This window comes from Pseudoalteromonas nigrifaciens (genome assembly GCF_002221505.1).
Classification (GTDB): domain Bacteria; phylum Pseudomonadota; class Gammaproteobacteria; order Enterobacterales; family Alteromonadaceae; genus Pseudoalteromonas; species Pseudoalteromonas nigrifaciens.
Genome location: NZ_CP011036.1, coordinates 3,053,460 through 3,068,251, shown reverse-complemented (window position 1 = coordinate 3,068,251; position 14,792 = coordinate 3,053,460). Strand labels below are relative to the sequence as shown.

Genomic DNA, 14,792 nt, shown 5'->3' with positions numbered 1-14,792 from the left:
AATTTGCATTACAGTTAATATATAAGCCGATTTATCAAGGATGAATAATGCAACTAACCTCACTTCCTAATTCGCAGCGTCCCCGCGAAAAGCTAATCGAAAAAGGCGCAAAAGCGCTCAGTGATGCTGAATTGCTTGCCATATTTTTACGCACCGGTTTGCCGGGTATGAATGTGATTGAGCTTGCCCAACATTTACTTAATGAAAACAAAACGCTACACAATTTATTTAATGCCAGTATGGAAGAGTTTTGTGCGCAAAAAGGGTTAGGTACAGCTAAGTATGTGCAGTTGCAAGCGGTGCTTGAGCTCAGCCAGCGTTATATGCAGGAGCGTTGCCAGCGCGATGCTATATTTAACTCGCCAAACGCTGTATATGATTATTTAACCTTGCAAATGCGAGGTTTGCAGCAGGAGGTATTTATGGTGCTGTATCTTGATAGTCAAAATCGCTTAATTAAAGATGAAATACTTTTTTATGGCACCATTAATTCTGCCAGTGTATATCCACGAGAAGTGGTAAAAGCGGCACTTAAAAATAATGCAGCAGCGGTTATTTTTGCGCATAATCACCCAAGCGGGATTGCCGAACCGAGTCAGGCCGACAAACTTATTACTAATAAATTGCAACAAGCACTGCAATTGGTAGATATAAATGTGCTGGATCATATTATTGTTGGAGGAGAAACCTGTGTTTCTTTTGCTGAACGAGGTCTTATTTAGCTTTACTTTTACAGAAGAGTACTAAAAACGAGCAGTTTAGTGTGTTTTGGCAAATTAGTTTAATTTAAATGCAGTTTTTACTTTCCCTATGGGCTTTCGATCTTTATAATTAGCCGCTATCAAATTTGCACATGAGCTGATTGGATGAGATCAGTTATTTGATCTTCGCCTGTAAAAGCTGTATAAAGAGCGCCCTTCGATTTATCTCTAGGGCACAACTACATGGCCTTAGGGAAAATTAAGCTCGAGCTAAGTTATTGGAGATATATAGACATGGCTAAAGTATGTCAAGTTACAGGTAAGCGTCCTGCGGTTGGTAATCACCGTTCACACGCGAGAAACGCGACTAAACGTCGTTTCCTACCTAACCTACAAACACACCGTTTTTGGGTTGAAAGTGAAAAACGTTTTGTAACATTACGCACTACTACTAAAGGTATGCGTATTATCGATAAAAAAGGCATCGACACGGTTCTTACAGAAATCCGTGCTCGCGGCGTAAAAGTTTAAGGATCTGAATCATGCGCGATAAAATCCGTTTAGTTTCAACTGCCGGTACTGGTTTTTTCTACACTACCGACAAGAACAAACGTAACATGCCTGAGAAGATGGAAATCAAAAAGTTTGATCCAAAGATTCGTAAACATGTTCTTTTTAAAGAAGCTAAAATTAAGTAATTTTAGTTTTCTATTAGAATGTAAAAACCCAGCTTATGCTGGGTTTTTTGTTTTTGATTTACGTAAAATAATAGCTTAATTGTTTAATATTGCCCTTGGCTTTCGCTTAGAGCTTGCTTCTAATAGCTGTAATATATCAGCGCTTACCCCTCAATTAAAACCTACTCGTTTGATTATCAGCGTATTAAATCACTTTTTCTAAGTGAGTACTTATTTACTGTGGGGCTATTTTACATAAAGGTTTGCATAGGAGTATAATGCTGCGCTCATTTAGTTTATGGTTGTCTTATCTTCAACTCAGGCTGTAGGAATTGCCATGGAAAGTTGGTATTTAGTTGTATGTAAACCTCGCCAAGAAGAGCGTGCGCAGGTTAATTTAAAAAACCAAGGAATAGCGTCATTTTTTCCAAAGTTAACTACTGAAAAGTTAGTTAAAGGACGCCGCACTGTTAAGCAGTCTGCTTTATTTCCTGGTTATGTATTTGTGTGTTTAGAAGCTGAGAATGGTAACTTTTTTGCGGTAAAAAATACCCGCGGAGTAAGTGGCTTTGTAACTTATGGTGCTGCATATCAGCGTGTGCCCGTTGAGTTAATTAATCAGCTTAAAGCAGAGTGTTCGCACTCACATGAATCGCAAGTTCCTAAAAGCGGTGACTTGGTGAGTGTAAACAATGAGTCATTTAAAAATATTGACGCTATTTATAAAGAGCCTGATGGCGATATGCGCAGTATTTTGTTCATTAATTTGCTTAACAAACAAATAGAAATTAGCGTGAGTAATCAAGCAATAAGCAAAATTTAATAAAAAAGGGGAAGTAATAAATTACTTCCCCTTTTTATAAATGTTTATAGCAGTAATTAAACCTTAAAGTTCTCTACTGATAACCTAAGTTCTTCTGCTAGTTTTGCTACTTCTGAACTTGATATGGTCGTTTGTATTGCGCCCTCAGCGGTTTGCTCGGCTATAGCAACAATGGACTCTAAGCGCTCACTTATTTCTTGTGATACTTGTTGTTGCTCTTGCGCTGCCGTTGATATTTCTTCACTCACGTTATGCGCTTGCGATACGGCTAAAGTAATCGAGTCGAGAGCGCTGCTTGCTAAATCGCTTTGCTTAACACACGACACGGCTTGTTGTTTACCTTTTTCCATAGCCGATACAGCGGCTTCTGCACCGCTTTGTAGTGACTCAATCATAGATTGAATCTCTTGGGTTGATTCTTGTGTTTTACTTGCCAGAGAGCGTACTTCATCTGCTACTACAGCAAAGCCTCGCCCATACTCACCTGCACGCGCTGCTTCAATCGCGGCATTTAATGCCAATAAGTTTGTTTGATCAGCAATACCGCGAATCACATCTAATATACTGCCAATCGATGCGCTGTCTTTGTGGAGCTTATTAATAACATTCGACGCTTCATCAACTTCGTAAGCTAGTTGCTCGATAGTGGCTTTATTTTGATTTGAAATGTCTTTAACGCGCTCGGCTTCTTTATCGGCATTTTTAATCTCATGTAACGCCTGTTGAGCGCTATTACTTACCGTTTGTGATGTACTACTCATTTCTGTTGTTGCTGTAGCTGCCTGTTCAACTTGTGCTTGCTGATTACGAATTGCTTTACTTGATTCGCCAGTAATTGTTGAGGTTTGCTCTGATGCAGCTGCAAGCTGAGTTGAGCGTGAAATAATGCCTTTAATTAAACTGCGAAGGCTATCAATTAAGGTGTTACAGCTTTTAGATAGCTCACCAAACTCATCTTTGGCACTGTCATCTAAGCGCTGTGTCATATCGCCACTTGCTACAATATCTAAAATGCGGTTAACTTCAGCCAGTGGTTTAGTAATACGATTAACTGTAACGACTGCCACGATAATTGCAATTATGGTGGCTATTATCATGCCTATCCAAGTCCACAAGTTTGCAGAATCTACGTCGCTGCGCACCCCTTTTTGCAATGAAAAAGCAACATCGCTGGCTTGTTTTACAAGTACGTCAATTTGATTTAGCGCTGTTTTAGTTGCTTGCTCAGACTCTGCAAGTTCACGTTCAGTAAGGCTAATTGCATCGATTAAGCGTTTTTTATTCGCAGCAAGGCTATTGTTACCTACAATGTTGCTCTCTAGCGTGTCTACGTATTCTTTTAGACTATTGTATAAACCACTATGGCTTTGCTCTATGGCTGGTTTAATTAGCGCTATGGTGCGGGTCACTTCTTCGAAGTAGTATACTTGTTCATTTTTTACAATATCTAAGGTATTAAGCGTTTTAACCGTTAGCATGTCGGTACTGTTGCTTACTACAGACATAAAATTGTTTTCAAGATTATTAGCAGCCTGGTAAGCGCGTGGGTTACTTTGCTCTAAGCCGTTTATATCAATAATATCGAGTACAATTGAGTTTGCATCTTCGGCGGCAAGCTCTATGCTTTCTAGTTGCGCTTTTAACATTTTATTCAGTGCTAGCTGTTTAGCTTTGTCGGCAAGTAAGCCCTCTACCGTGCTTAAAAAACTTAAATAGGTTGTTTCAACTTGTTGGCTACTTTTACTCAATAGTGGATCGTTTTTAACCACTTCTTGTAATTCACTATGCAGCGTATTGAATAACTGCTTTTGTTCGAGCACTTGGTTTTTTATTGGTTCTAGTTGCTCTGCAGAAGAGGTATAAAAACTAGCTTGAGCAGCTTTGCTCATTAAAATAAACTCGGCTTGTAATTCAGCGCTTTTATTTAAAGCGGGCAGCGACAACTGATTTACTTTTTGGGTGGAGCGATCAATATTTGCTATTTTTATTAAAGAGTTACCGCCAATTATTAAAAGCAGTAGAGTGATGAAAATAAATCCACCCCAAATACGCTGGCTCACTGTTAAATTCATACGGATTTCCATTCTAAAGTATATCAGTTAAAACTTATCGGCTTGTATTGCAATAAGTTAAGTAATTAAAGTTAATTTTAATTGTTTAATCTGTGTTGATTATTTTTAATTAAGCAATGGCCATGCGTAGCTCTAATTATAGGAGTGCTATTTTTGCTACTAAATATAATGCCAACTTAATGTGAACAGGTTGTAGTTACAAAGTTTCAACATGCGACATTAAACTTAACAGATGTATTACTTTATTTCAGTTTATTTAGACGAAAGTTGTGATTTTTCTACAGTTTTTTGTTTGCTTTTTAATTCTATTAAGGTCATGGCGCCTCCCCAAACACATCCGGTGTCTAAGGCTAATAAATGATTATGAGGTGTTTTACCATTTAATGCTGCCCAGTGGCCAAAAATAAGCGTTTGTTTAGCCGTTGTTATTGCTGGATGCATAAACCAAGGGGTTAAGTTATTGCCACTTGTTACTTCTCCTTTTGCACTTAAGTCGAGTTGGTTATCGGCAGTTAAAAATCGCATACGGGTAAAGTAGTTAACTATGTATCTAAACTTTTCATAGTTATTAAGTTCATTAGGGTTATTAATGGGGTGAGGTTGGTACATGTTTGCAAAAAAGTCATGCGCTTTAGGCGAGCTGTAACAATGCTGAGCAAACTGAGCATGTTGTAAGGCTTGTGCTATCGACCAGTCAGGGTTGAGCCCAGCATGGGATATAAAGCTATTGTACTGCTTAAGGTAAAGTGCCAAAGGCTGAGTTTGTAAAAATGCAATATAGTGGGGGAGTTTAGTGCTATTGAATACAGCTGCTAATTTATCATTAGGGTTGGGTGGTTTATTAAGTAGATAGCAGGCAATCAGGTGTAAGTCATGATTGCCTAGCGTAACTGTAATGCTATTTTGGTGTTTGTATAAGTACTCTAAACAGGCTAGTGAGTCAGGGCCTCGAGCGACTATATCGCCCACCAAGTAGAGATGATCTTTACTTGGATTAAAGTTAACGCGTTGGAGTAACGCGTTAAACTCGTTAAAGCAGCCTTGCAAATCACCTATTGCGTAGTCAGCCATGTGTATAGTGTACTAGTGCAGTATGTTAGGGCAGGCTAAACGAAACACGTTAATAGGCGCTTTAAACTCAGTGCCAAACTCGTTACGTAACGTATAGTGCCCTTGCATAGTACCTACCGGGGTATCTAGTATTGCCCCACTGGTATATTTATAACTTTCGCCGGGTGCTATAACTGGGTTTTCGCCGACCACACCTTCGCCTTGCACTTCAATTTCTTTGCCATTTGCATCGGTAATTAACCAATAACGGCTCAGTAATTTAGCGCTACACAAACTGTGGTTTTTAATGGTTACAGAATAAGCAAATACAAACTTTTCGAGTTCAGGTTGCGACTGCTCTTCTACATAAAATGTTTCAACAGATACCTTTACAGGCGATCCAATATTACTGCTTGTTGTCATAAATCCAATTTGCTATGTCAATAAATTGTTGTAACGATAAGCGCTCAGCACGCAAAGTAACATCTATGCCAATGCTGGTTAGCTCATCCGCAGTTAGTAAGTTGCTTAAACTATTGCGTAGTGTTTTACGACGCTGGTTAAAAGCTTCTAGGCAAACGTTATTTAAAATTTTCACGCTTTTTGCAGTGCGTTGTTCAGGCTTTTTAGGGATTAAGCGAATAACCGCCGAATCTACTTTAGGCGCAGGTTTAAAGCACTCAGGCGGTACTTCTATAACCGGCATTGCATTACAGTAGTACTGAGTCATTACGCTTAAACGACCAAAGGTTTTGCTCCCCGGGCCTGCAACCATGCGTTTTACTACTTCTTTTTGCAGCATAAAGTGCATGTGCTCAATATTGTCTGCAAATTCAAAAAGATGAAATAATAACGGAGTCGAAATGTTATACGGTAAGTTACCAAACACTTTTAGTTTTTTGTCATCTCTCACCAAGCTTGCAAAATCAAAGGTCATTGCATCGCCTTGGTTTACGGTTAATTTAGGTCCCAAAAATGGGTGTTCAATTAAACGCTGTGCCAAATCTTTATCTAATTCTACAACCGTTAAATGGCCGCTTAATTCGGCTACCGGTTCAGTAATTGCGCCAAGGCCTGGACCAATCTCTACTAGGTTATCTTCTGGTTTAGGATCGATTGCGCTCACTATTTTACCGATGATCATGTCATCAAATAAAAAGTTTTGTCCAAAACGTTTACGGGCGCGGTGTCCTAAATGTACTTTATCGGTCATTGATTTTGTGCTTTCTCTTGGGCGAGCTTAATTGCTTCGCGGATCGCTAATTCAAAACTGCCAACATCAGCAGTACCTTTGCCTGCCAAATCCAGAGCAGTACCATGATCTACTGAGGTGCGAATAAATGGTAAACCTAAGGTAATATTTACCGAGTTACCAAATCCCTTGTATTTTAGCACAGGTAGCCCCTGATCGTGATACATAGCTAATACGGCATCGGCTTCATTTAGGTATTTATCTTGAAATAAAGTGTCGGCAGGGAGTGGACCAATCAGGTTCATACCTTGGTTGTTAAGTATTTCAAGTGTTGGAATAATGGTATCTATTTCTTCACGGCCTAAATGGCCATCTTCACCAGCATGAGGATTTAAACCACAGACTAAAATACGCGGCTTTTCTATACCAAACTTAGTTTGTAAGTCGTGGTTTAAAATACTCGCTACTTTGATTAGCCGATCCTCTGTAATAGCACGCGATACATAGGCAAGTGGAATATGCGTCGTTACCAGCGCTACTCTTAGGCCTTGCGTAGCAAGCATCATTACTACATCTGCGGTATTCGACTGTTGTGCAAAATACTCGGTGTGGCCACTAAACGAAATACCGGCTTTATTAATAATACCTTTATGTACAGGGCCGGTAACAACTGCTGCAAAAGTGCCATCCATGTTTTTTTCACTGGCAATACGCAAAGTGTCTAATACGTATTGGCCATTAGCATCGTTAAGCACACCTAGCTCTACAGGCTCAGCTACATCTACTTGATGTAGGTAAAGGCTTCCTGCTGGTGCAGGCGTTGCTGCAGCGTGCTGATCAAACTCTATTAGCTTTATACTTAAGCCTAAATGTTTAGCACGTTGCTTAAGCATATTCGCGTCGGCAATGGCAACAAGCTGTGCGTCCCAAGTTTGTTGGGCAAGTTTTAACAGTAAATCTGGACCAATGCCCGCAGGCTCACCAGGGGTAATTGCGATACGTAATGTCATAGTTATTCGTCTATTGGGAAAATTTCAACATGGGCTTGTTCGCGCATTTCTTGCTGCCAGTTAAAGCTTTCTTCTTTAAATTTACGATTAAATAGCATGCCATGGGCGCGGTTGCGTTTAGCTTGCTCGGTTTTATCAGCTACACGGGTATCGAGTAACTGCACAATATGCCAACCGAATTGGCTTCTAAATGGTTCGCTAATTTCATTTTGCTTAAGTGATAATAAAGTATCTCTAAAGGCAGGAACATAGCTAGTTGGATCAGCCCAATCGTACTCACCACCTTTAAGGGCTGAGCCTGGATCTTCTGAGTATTCTTTAGCAAGTTTTGCAAAGTCGGCTTTATCAGCGCGTAAGTCTTTTACAAAACCGGCAAGCATACTACGTGCTTTTTCTTCACTTAAAATAATAGATGGTTTTATTAAAATATGACGTGAGCGAGTTTCAGTTGTTTCTACAACTTGACGACCACGAACATCTTGGACTTTTATAATATGAAAACCAGCACCAGAGCGCAGCGGACCAATAATAGCGCCTTGCTTTTTACCTTTTACGGCTTCAGCAAATAACGACGGCATTTCGTTAATGCCCATCCAACCTAGTTGTCCACCTTCAAGTGCTTGAGAGCCGCTTGATGATGAAATAGCAATGCGTTTAAATTCTTGCTCGTCATTAAGTAATTCAATTACTTTGTCTGCGCGCGTTTTAGCTGACGCAATTTCATCGGCGCTAGCATCACTAGGAATATCAATTAAAATATGGCCAATGTCATACTCTTCTGCGTTTTGACCTTGGCTTTCCATAATTTTTAGTAAGTTATCTACTTCTTGCTCGCTTACATAAACACGGCGATCAACATTGGCGCGCATAACTTGTTGCGTAGTGATCTCTTTACGAATTTCTTCACGGTATGCTTGAAAGCTTTCTCCCGAGCCCTCAATAGTACGACGTAAATCTGCAATGCTACCGCCTTGCTCTTTAGCCATACTTGCAAGTGTTTGATCTAGTTGGCTGTCTGAAATCTCTAACCCCATACGCTCAGCCATTTGCATCATGAGTGTTTGGTTAACTAATCGCTCTACGGCCTGGACACGTAATGTTTCGTCTTTAGGAAGCTCCTGACTCTGTTCTTCAGCTTGCTTTTTAACACGGTTAACTATGGTGTCCACTTCACTTTTTAAAATAACTCCTTGGTTGACTATGCCAATAACTTTGTCGATTTCAACCGGAGCTGCAAATGCGCTTTGGCATAAGCTAATACTTAAAACTGCTGATGTTAATAATTTTTTTAAATTCATATTCTTTTTACTACTCTTGCTAATAGTACTGTTGTGATCCTAGGGAATACTCAATTTTTAGCGTTAATTAATACTACTTTAACTTTAAAAATAGTGTCCTAGTCATTAAGAAAATACGGTCTACGATAACCAAAAATACCTTGTTGTAATAATTTTTTAGCATCATAACGGCTTTTACTACCTAACCCTTTTAAAACAAAATTCAAACGAATGCTTGAATCAAAAGTCGCCTGTTGTTGCCCTATAGACTGATTTAAGTCGGTAACAATTTGGCGATGGCCAGTAATTTGAAATGCCCAACAGCACGATTCATACTGTAGTCCGCTTAACACTTCGATACTGCGGTTATTTTCAAGGTCGCGGTGATAGCTTGCAATAAACTGCCATTCGTCGCTCACTGGAATGCTTGTAAATAAGCCTGTTTGTTCAATTGCATTACCTGAGACATCATCTGAATACCGATGGTTCAATTGAACTAGCTCATTATCGTCGCCTTTATAGTCGAGCGTTACGTTAGACTGAATAATTTGTTTACCGTCAGTATCATACTGAATACCCGCAGATAAATACCAGCGACGATGCCAATGTACCATGGTTTGTGCTGCAAACAAGGCATTGTAGTTGGTGTCTGAGTTTAATCCTTGCTCTGTAGGTTTGGCTGAATCGCTTAAATAAAATATTTGTCCGGCGCTAAAATTAAATACTTCTTGGTGTTTTTTGTCAAATAACCGAGTCGTTGCACCTAAGGTAAATTGGTTAGCAGCAGCTATTCTATCAACACCTGAAAAGCGTGTGTCTCTAAATAAACCAAAAAAATCATCTTGTAGTTTGGCAGTATCAAATAAGCCAATATCAGATTGATCTTCATTAGGGGTATATAAATATTGTAGCTGTGGCTCTAAAGTTTGAATACCGTCATCAATAAAGTAGGAGGTTTCGCGCTCAAAATTAAGTTGTGTATACAAACGTACTTTTGGCAGTGTACGCGATACGCTTTCGCTGTATTGAGTACCTTCTAAATCACCATGCTGTTTGTAGTTTGTTTGTAATATGCTTACTTCTGATAAAAACGACCATGCATGTTCTTTATAATCAAAGCGAGCTTTTGGCTCAATATGTATTCGAGTAGCTTGATCAATAATAGCTGAGCTATTAGTAAAGTGGCTCACTTCTCCCGATACACTAAAATCAAAGTTGTCGTATTGCCAAGGTGCGGTTTGGGTAAAACTAATTTGTGGCAAAGCGGTATAAGACTCTAAGTGATCTCCCAGTACTTCAAAGTTTTGTACTGTAATATCGGTACGCCAAGTGTCGCCCATATGAGTAAGCGAGCCTGTTCTGTACAATTGAGTATCGGTTTTACTGGCATAATTAGAGTCTAAATCAGTTAAGTAGTTGTCGTCACTCACGTTTGTTATATCAACATTAGCGCGCCAGTTTTCACCTAAATAGCTTTTTTGTTGCCAATGAAACATATAACGATCGCCAAGATCGGGGTCTGAATCATCTTTATTTAAATATTCAATACCCACTAAGCCTTCATGCTCTTGGGTTAAATATCTAAATTCAGTTTGCAGTTGTAAACCTTTACGCGACATATAACGCGGGGTAATGGTGGCATCTAAATTGGGAGCGATATTCCAGTAGTAAGGCGTAATAGTTTCTAAACCATAGCGATCTGAGCTTGAAAAACTAGGCGTAAGTAACCCAGATTTACGGCGCTCATCAAGCGGAAAGGTAAAATAAGGTAAATATAAAACCGGCGTATCTAGGATGCGTAAAACCGCATTATAGGTTTCGCCCCAGCCTTCTTCGCGAGAAAGGTTAATTTCGTCGGCTTCAATGGCCCACACAGGTACTTCGCCAGGGCAAGCAGTAAAGCTTGCATTCATTAGCATTAAGCCAGACTCATCAACGGTGAGTTTTTCAGCGCCACCTTTGCCTAGCTGTTGTGTTAGGCTATATTGTGCACCAAGTAAGCTGATTGCTGAATTATTTAAATCGGCGTTGAGGCCAGTGCTGTTAACTTCGCTTATTTTGTCGCGATAAGTAATTGGCCCAGTAGCATTGAGTAAACCGCGTTGTTTATCGATTAGTGCAGTTTGTGCGGACAAACTCATATTAACGGTGTTAATATCAACATTACCAGTAAATTCAGCGCTTTGTGTGCCTAAAAGCTCTACGTCGTTAGCGCGAATATCAACCATACCTAGCTTTAAGCCAGGAAGCGGTTGCCAAGCTCTGGTTTGCATTGAAGTGCCACAAAACTTGTGTGTCAGTTCAGTTTCGGCAAGCGATGGTGCGCTCAGTACGCTTAGCATCAATATGCCCCAGGTTTTGCTCATTTATCGACCTTTATACGCTGTGATTAATTTCAAGTAGACATAATAAAGGAAAACAATGGCAAAGTAATTAGTGAAAAATAGATAGCTTATAAAATGACACGTTTTGAACGCTTACAACTCTTTATAAATACTCACTTTAGTGAGCAACAATGCACGTTAGCGGCAATTACTGCCGATGCGAGTTTTCGTCGTTATTATCGCTTAAATTGTGCTAATAACAGCTTTATAGTGATGGATTCCGATCCGCTTAAAGTAAATAATGCGCCGTATATCTCGCTTAATAGCGTATTTACGCAGCAAGGATTTTTATTGCCCGCTATTATTGCCAGTGACGAGCAGCAAGGTTTTTTTATTTTAAGTGACTTAGGCAGCACGCACCTAGCAGACATGCTTGATGATGAGCACCGCACCGAGTATTACCAGCAATTAATTAAGCTGAGCGTACAGTGGGCAAAAACACCTGCAGCCGCTGCTATGCAAGCTTATGATAAAAAGTTTATAGCTGTTGAGCTTGGCATATTCAGCCAGTGGTTAATGCATGACTTCATTGATTGTGAACTAACAGCAGAGCAACAAATGCTGTGGCAAACAAGCTGTGATCTGCTTAGTAATACCATGCTTGCTCAGCCTAGCGTTACCATGCACCGCGATTACCATAGTCGTAATATTATGCGCTGCAACCAGCAATGGGCGATCATAGATTATCAAGATGCTGTACGCGGGCCGTTGTGTTACGACTTGGTATCTTTGTTACGCGATTGCTATTTTAAACTGCCAGAGAGCGAATTAACTCATTTAGTTAAATACGGATACGATGAATTTAATCGCCAAGGTTTAATTGCTAATGTTACCTTTAATGAATTTAAATATTGGTTTGATTTAACCGGTTTACAGCGCCATTTAAAAGCGGCAGGTATTTTTTGTCGTTTGTATTTACGTGATGGTAAAAAAGGTTATTTGGCTAATATACTTCCTACACTTGCATACATTGTAGAGGTAGCTGCTAATTATTCAGAGCTACAGGCCCTTGGCTTATTTATACAAAATACCATTGCTCCTAAAGTGGTTGAGCGCTTGGCTAAGGAGCGCACATGAAGGCGATGATTTTAGCGGCCGGGCGCGGACAACGTATGATGCCACTAACGCAAAATATGCCTAAACCTATGTTGGCAGTAGCGGGTAAGCCATTAATTGAGCATCATATTGTTAATCTTAAAGCGGCGGGTATTACCGAAATAGTAATAAACCTTGCGTGGCAAGGTGATAAAATTAAAGATTATTTTGCCAATGGCAGCAAGTGGGGCGTAAATATACGTTATAGCCAAGAAGTGGCAGGTGGCCTTGAAACGGCCGGTGGCATTATTGCTGCGCTGCCCCTATTAGGCGATACCTTTATTGTTATAAATGGCGACATATATACCGATTACGACGTAAGCGCGTTAACTCAACTGCATTTACAAGCGGGTGAGGCGCACATAGTGCTGATAGAAAACCCACCGCATAATCCTAACGGTGATTTTGCACTCAGTCATTTGTCGAGTGATAGTCAAAAATATACATTTTCTGGAATTGGCCGATATCAAGCCGATTTTTTTAACGATTTTGAGCAAGGTGTTCGTCCGCTTGGGCCTATTTTAGCTAAAAAATTAACTGAACATTTAGTCTCTACCGAACTCTACATAGGCCAATGGGATGATGTAGGTACTCCTGAGCGATTATCAGCACTTAATCAACGACAAATTTAATAGAGGTAATAATTTAGATGTGGGGAAAAATACTCGGGTTTATTTTCGGTTTTATGTTTGGCAAAATATTTGGTGCTATTTTTGGCCTATATCTTGGCCATATGTTTGATAAAAGCTTAAAAAAAGATTTTGATAAAGCCGGTGGCTTTTCAAACTTATTTAAAGGTGACGACGTCAACGAGCGTCAAGCGCTGTTTTTTTCTAGCTGTTTTGCAGTTATGGGGCATATTGCTAAATCAAATGGGCGCATTAGCGAAGTACATATTAAAGCGGCAACGTTATTTATGGACGAAATGGGCCTACAAGGCGAAGAGCGCCGCGAAGCACAACATGCATTTCAGTCGGGTAAAGAAAATGATTTTTCATTAAAAGAAACAGTACAAGACTTTAAAGAACGTTTTGCTAAGCGTTATGATTTATTACAGCTATTTTTAGAAATTCAAATTCAAATGGCATTTTCAGATGGTGTACTCGCTGAGCAAGAAAAACTACTTTTACAAGAAGTGAGTAAACAGTTAGGCGTATCTAGAGCGCACTTTGCTTTTGTATTAAAGCGTTACCAAGCAGAGTTTAGCTTTAGGCAGCAGCAACAGCGCTATAAACAACAGCAACAAGGGCAAAGTAGCAGTTACCGTGAAGGTTCAGGCCATCATGTACCACCTAATAATAATATAAACCGCGCACAAGCGTTGGCATTATTAGGGCTTAATGACTCGGCAACAGCGCGAGAAATAAAGCTCGCGTATCGAAAACTGATGGCGCAGCATCACCCTGATAAATTGGTATCGCAAGGTTTACCAAAACATATGATGGAATTAGCGGTCAAAAAAAGCCAAGATATTCAAGCTGCTTACGAGTATTTAAAAAAGTCGGCGTAAAAAGCCGTCTATTTCTTTACTTAGGCGTGCATGTTGATCGGGCTGATTGCGCAAACCAAATAACTGGCGTTGGCGATAATCAAATTTTGCGTTGCGGTTAACCCAGCGCTGACGATTTTTAAGGTTCATTAAAATCTCGTTGTTATCGTTAGCGTAGTAAATATCCAGTAATGGTGGGGCAATTAAAGACGAAGTTTGGCTTAAGTCTTGATTACGTTTACTGTTAGGTAAATAACTGCTTAAACTTATAAATGCATTAAGTCTTGAGTCGGGAAATTGCGCATAATGTTCAAGTAGCACGCCAGCACTGATCCCCTGGGCAATTACTACAATATTATTCGGCTCTGCCATTGCTGTATTATACAGTGCTTCATAGCGGGCGATTAAATTTACTTTATAGTTATCGAGTACCGCGTCACTCACTTTTTCAATGGCATTAACATGGTGTGGCTCAGCACTTTTGTTTACACCAGTATCCTCAATAGTAGCACTTTCAACAGCAGCACTTTCATTATCAGTGCTTTGATTAGCTGTATTTGCATTGTCAGAGCTTTGGGCAAGAATATTTTCAGCTGAGGTGCTTTCAGTTGCAGTGTTTTCGTTAGTTGCAGCAGTGGCTATTTCACTGGCCTGCCAGTTAATATCAGGTACTGTCATTGCGTAGGTAGTGTAGCCTAAATTATTCAGTTCTTTGCGTAAAAAGCTCATTCCGGCATTATTGGTCGCGCTTGATTGCCAATCAGGTATAAGCAGTACAGTGCCTCTAAAATCAGCACTCATATACTCGCTGTATAAGGTTAAAAATTCAGTATCGCCAGCTAATATAGGCTTTATTTCATCATTGGGAAGTAAGTGTTGAATATCATTATTTTCAATACTTGCATACGAGGGGGGGGCAATATGCTCTGCTGCAGTTACTTGCACAGTCAAAAGTAGCGCACAGCTTAGCAGTACGTTTAGTTTAATTACCTTTAAATACTGCGCCAATACCATAATCAACT

15 protein-coding genes are annotated in these 14,792 nt (G+C 39.8%); 7 read left to right on the top strand and 8 right to left on the bottom strand.

What is annotated here, in order from left to right; genetic code table 11:
- The first annotated feature begins 47 nt into the window (after nucleotides 1-47).
- The 4 genes from radC (at nucleotide 48) to rfaH (ending at nucleotide 2,201) form a co-directional block, all read left to right on the top strand.
- Nucleotides 48-722 (top strand): RadC family protein, encoded by a 675-nt coding sequence (gene radC / locus PNIG_RS14555; protein WP_011329290.1) that lies wholly within the window; start codon nucleotides 48-50, stop codon nucleotides 720-722.
- Between the two features lie 273 nt (nucleotides 723-995).
- Nucleotides 996-1,232, top strand: coding sequence for a 50S ribosomal protein L28 (rpmB, locus tag PNIG_RS14550; RefSeq protein WP_041454777.1), 237 nt, complete (start codon nucleotides 996-998; stop codon nucleotides 1,230-1,232).
- A gap of 11 nt (nucleotides 1,233-1,243) precedes the next feature.
- Nucleotides 1,244-1,399 (top strand): 50S ribosomal protein L33, encoded by a 156-nt coding sequence (rpmG, locus tag PNIG_RS14545; RefSeq protein ID WP_004335545.1) that lies wholly within the window; start codon nucleotides 1,244-1,246, stop codon nucleotides 1,397-1,399.
- A gap of 316 nt (nucleotides 1,400-1,715) precedes the next feature.
- Nucleotides 1,716-2,201 (top strand): transcription/translation regulatory transformer protein RfaH, encoded by a 486-nt coding sequence (gene rfaH / locus PNIG_RS14540; RefSeq protein WP_089368771.1) that lies wholly within the window; start codon nucleotides 1,716-1,718, stop codon nucleotides 2,199-2,201.
- A 56-nt stretch (nucleotides 2,202-2,257) separates the two neighbouring features.
- On the opposite strand, the gene PNIG_RS14535 is transcribed toward rfaH, so the two are convergent.
- The 7 genes from PNIG_RS14535 to lptD all read right to left on the bottom strand — a co-directional run bounded on the left by PNIG_RS14535 (nucleotide 2,258) and on the right by lptD (nucleotide 11,168).
- Nucleotides 2,258-4,273, bottom strand: a complete 2,016-nt coding sequence (locus PNIG_RS14535; protein ID WP_089368770.1) for a methyl-accepting chemotaxis protein — start codon at nucleotides 4,271-4,273, stop codon at nucleotides 2,258-2,260.
- 252 nt (nucleotides 4,274-4,525) lie between these two features.
- Nucleotides 4,526-5,344, bottom strand: a complete 819-nt coding sequence (locus PNIG_RS14530) for a symmetrical bis(5'-nucleosyl)-tetraphosphatase (protein WP_089368769.1) — start codon at nucleotides 5,342-5,344, stop codon at nucleotides 4,526-4,528.
- Nucleotides 5,345-5,356: 12 nt separating this feature from the next.
- Complete coding sequence (gene apaG / locus PNIG_RS14525) at nucleotides 5,357-5,746, bottom strand: Co2+/Mg2+ efflux protein ApaG (protein ID WP_011329284.1); 390 nt, start codon at nucleotides 5,744-5,746, stop codon at nucleotides 5,357-5,359.
- On the bottom strand, nucleotides 5,730-6,536 hold the full coding sequence (rsmA, locus tag PNIG_RS14520) for a 16S rRNA (adenine(1518)-N(6)/adenine(1519)-N(6))-dimethyltransferase RsmA (RefSeq protein WP_011329283.1): 807 nt from the start codon (nucleotides 6,534-6,536) through the stop codon (nucleotides 5,730-5,732). Before rsmA ends, apaG begins: the two co-directional genes overlap by 17 nt.
- Nucleotides 6,533-7,525, bottom strand: coding sequence for a 4-hydroxythreonine-4-phosphate dehydrogenase PdxA (pdxA, locus tag PNIG_RS14515; RefSeq protein ID WP_011329282.1), 993 nt, complete (start codon nucleotides 7,523-7,525; stop codon nucleotides 6,533-6,535). The genes rsmA and pdxA overlap by 4 nt, the downstream gene beginning before the upstream one ends.
- 2 nt (nucleotides 7,526-7,527) lie before the next feature.
- Entirely contained in the window at nucleotides 7,528-8,823 is a 1,296-nt protein-coding gene (gene surA / locus PNIG_RS14510; protein ID WP_011329281.1) for a peptidylprolyl isomerase SurA, read from the bottom strand.
- 98 nt (nucleotides 8,824-8,921) lie between these two features.
- Nucleotides 8,922-11,168 (bottom strand): LPS assembly protein LptD, encoded by a 2,247-nt coding sequence (lptD, locus tag PNIG_RS14505; RefSeq protein WP_041454580.1) that lies wholly within the window; start codon nucleotides 11,166-11,168, stop codon nucleotides 8,922-8,924.
- Between the two features lie 93 nt (nucleotides 11,169-11,261).
- Between lptD and PNIG_RS14500 the strand changes: the two genes are divergently transcribed.
- Genes PNIG_RS14500 through djlA form a run of 3 tightly spaced genes read left to right on the top strand, consistent with a single transcriptional unit; the run spans nucleotide 11,262 to nucleotide 13,791 of the window.
- A complete protein-coding gene (locus PNIG_RS14500; protein ID WP_089368768.1) occupies nucleotides 11,262-12,263 on the top strand; it encodes an aminoglycoside phosphotransferase family protein in 1,002 nt (333 codons plus the stop codon).
- Nucleotides 12,260-12,913: an N-acetylmuramate alpha-1-phosphate uridylyltransferase MurU gene (murU, locus tag PNIG_RS14495; RefSeq protein ID WP_058374205.1), complete on the top strand. Its 654-nt coding sequence runs from the start codon at nucleotides 12,260-12,262 to the stop codon at nucleotides 12,911-12,913. Before PNIG_RS14500 ends, murU begins: the two co-directional genes overlap by 4 nt.
- A gap of 17 nt (nucleotides 12,914-12,930) precedes the next feature.
- Nucleotides 12,931-13,791: a co-chaperone DjlA gene (gene djlA, locus PNIG_RS14490; protein ID WP_089368767.1), complete on the top strand. Its 861-nt coding sequence runs from the start codon at nucleotides 12,931-12,933 to the stop codon at nucleotides 13,789-13,791.
- Here the strand turns inward: djlA and PNIG_RS14485 are convergent.
- Nucleotides 13,774-14,784 (bottom strand): DUF3530 family protein, encoded by a 1,011-nt coding sequence (locus PNIG_RS14485; RefSeq protein WP_089368766.1) that lies wholly within the window; start codon nucleotides 14,782-14,784, stop codon nucleotides 13,774-13,776. The genes djlA and PNIG_RS14485 overlap by 18 nt on opposite strands.
- Nucleotides 14,785-14,792 lie beyond the last annotated feature (8 nt).